Here is a 2,139-nt window from a genome sequence, read left to right as displayed (position 1 = left end):
GGATGGCGCGCGTCGCGGTCGTGGCCCCCCGCCGACGCGCTGCGCGACGCCCTGGCGCGGGTGGCGGACGCCGGGGTGGTCGAGCTCGATCCGGGACGCCGCCCGCAGGGCGCACGCGACGACACGGCACGTTCACCGCAGCGGGCGGAGGCCGCGGCCCTGGAACCGGCCGTCCTGCCGTCGGCTCCCGATCCGCGGCGACTGGCCGAGTGGAACCGCCCCGACCTGCTCGAAGGCGAAGCCCGGCTCCGAGAGCGCGCCGCCGCCGCGGTCCGCAAGGGACAGGTGGCCGCGGCCGTCGGCTGGACGCCCCGCGCGGCCCAGGCGGCGCTCGCCGCCCGGCTCGCCGAGGTCGGCGCCGCCCTGGTGCGGCTGCCGCACCCGCGCGGCGTGGAGGCGCCGTCCCTGCTGGCGGGGGAGGACCGCAGGGAGAGCCTGCGCGGTTCCCTCGTCCCGCTGGTGGCGACCTACGGTCCCGTCCCGTACGCCGACCTCGATCCCACCCCGCTCGCGTGGGCCGCCTACGTCCTGATGTTCGGGATCATGTTCGGCGACGCGGGCCACGGGCTGATGCTGATGGCGGCGGCCGCGGCCCTGGTCGCGGGCCGCCCGCGCCGGCCGGCGCGCTGGCGGCGGGCGTGGCCGTTCCTGCTGGGCGCGGGCGCCACCGGCACGGTCTTCGGCGTGCTGTACGGGGAGTTCTTCGGCCCGACCCGTGTCGTCCCGCGGCTGTGGCTGTCGCCGCTCGACAGCCCGGTAGAGCTCCTGGTCTCTGCGGTGGGTCTCGGGGCGGTGCTGCTCGCCGGCGCCTACGCGCTGGGCATCGTCAACCGGTGGAGGGAGGGGGGCTGGTCCGCCGCGCTGTACGAGCCTTCGGGCATCTCCGGCGCTTCGGTCTTCGTCGGGATCGGCGCCCTCGCCGCGGGCGGCTACCTCCACCGGCCCGCCGCCGCCCTCGCCGGCGCGGCCGTCGCGGTCCTCGGGCTGGCGCTCGCCCTCGCCGGCTTCCTCGCCAGGGCGGGCGGCGGCGGGACGGGCGCGGTCGAAGCGGTCGTGGAGCTGTTCGACCTGGTCGTGCGGCTGGGCGCCAACGTGGTGTCGTTCGCGCGCCTGGCGGCGTTCGGCCTGACGCACGCCGCGCTGGCCGCGGTCGTCTGGACGGGGACCGCCGCGCTGTGGCACCACGGCGGCGTCGCGCGGGCCGCCGCCGCGGCCGTCTTCGTCCTGGGGACGGCGCTGACGTTCGCCCTGGAGGCGCTCGTCGCCGGGGTGCAGGCGCTCCGGCTGGAGTACTACGAGCTGTTCTCGCGGCTCTTCACCACGCAGGGCCGGCCGTTCCGGCCCTGGCACATTCGCATGACGGCAGAGGAGGTGGACGCTCCGTGTCCACGGGTGTGATGGCGGCCGGGCAGGTGGCGGCCGCGAACTGGGCCCCGTTCGTGGGCGCGGGGATCGCGGTCGCCGGGGCCTCGATCGCCGCGGGCGTCGCGGTCGCCTACACCGGCGCCGCGGCGCTCGCCGCGCTGAGCGAGCGTCCCGAGCTGTTCGGCCGCGCGATGGTCATAGTCGGGCTGGCCGAGGGCATCGCCATCTACGGCCTGATCATCGGCATCATCCTGATCGGGAAGGCATGACCGCCGCAGGCCGCGTCGCCGTGCTGGGGGAGCGGGCCCGCGTGGAGGGCTACGGCCTCGCCGGGGCGCTGGTCAGCCCGGCGGACGGCCCCGGCGAGGTCCGGTCCGCCTGGGAGGCGCTCGGCGACCGGGCGGCCGTGGTCGTGCTGACGCCGGCGGCGGCCGCGGTCCTGGGGGACGCGCGCCGCCGGCGTCCCGGGGTCGTGACCGTGGTGATGCCGCCGTGACGGGCGGCAAGGGCATCGCGAGCGCGCTCGCCCCGGTGCGCGAGGCGCTGGCGGACGGCGCCCGCGCCGAGGCCGCCCGCCTGGTCGCCGGTGCCGAGCGCGACGCCGCCGCCATCGTGGACGAGGCCCGCGCCGAGGCGTCCCGGATCCTGGACGGCGCGCGGGCGGAGGGACGCGCCGACTGCGCTTGATGTGGACGTCCAGCGTCTTGGTGTCGCCCACGTAGTCGGCGCCCCACACGCGGTCGATGAGCTGCATCCGGGTGAGGACGCGGCCGG

4 protein-coding genes and 1 pseudogene are annotated in these 2,139 nt (G+C 77.9%); 4 read left to right on the top strand and 1 reads right to left on the bottom strand.

Annotated features, from left to right (window positions below):
- From ABWI04_RS42585 to ABWI04_RS42570, 4 genes are all read left to right on the top strand, one after another.
- Positions 1–1,398 (top strand): V-type ATPase 116kDa subunit family protein (locus tag ABWI04_RS42585; RefSeq protein WP_353835961.1); only part of this gene is annotated, 1,398 nt, incomplete at its 5' end.
- Positions 1,383–1,634: an ATP synthase subunit C gene (locus ABWI04_RS42580; protein WP_345181340.1), complete on the top strand. Its 252-nt coding sequence runs from the start codon at positions 1,383–1,385 to the stop codon at positions 1,632–1,634. The genes ABWI04_RS42585 and ABWI04_RS42580, both read left to right, overlap by 16 nt.
- Entirely contained in the window at positions 1,631–1,861 is a 231-nt protein-coding gene (locus ABWI04_RS42575; protein WP_345181338.1) for a hypothetical protein, read from the top strand. Before ABWI04_RS42580 ends, ABWI04_RS42575 begins: the two co-directional genes overlap by 4 nt.
- Positions 1,858–2,052, top strand: a complete 195-nt coding sequence (locus ABWI04_RS42570; protein ID WP_353835962.1) for a V-type ATP synthase subunit E family protein — start codon at positions 1,858–1,860, stop codon at positions 2,050–2,052. Before ABWI04_RS42575 ends, ABWI04_RS42570 begins: the two co-directional genes overlap by 4 nt.
- Here the strand turns inward: ABWI04_RS42570 and ABWI04_RS42565 are convergent.
- Positions 2,039–2,139: pseudogene (locus ABWI04_RS42565) on the bottom strand (winged helix-turn-helix domain-containing protein); the annotation flags it as partial. The gene ABWI04_RS42570 and the pseudogene ABWI04_RS42565 overlap by 14 nt on opposite strands.

Source organism: Actinomadura sp. NPDC000929 (assembly GCF_040492065.1).
In the GTDB taxonomy this organism is placed as follows: domain Bacteria; phylum Actinomycetota; class Actinomycetes; order Streptosporangiales; family Streptosporangiaceae; genus Spirillospora; species Spirillospora verrucosospora.
This window is presented reverse-complemented; position numbering and strand designations above follow the sequence as displayed.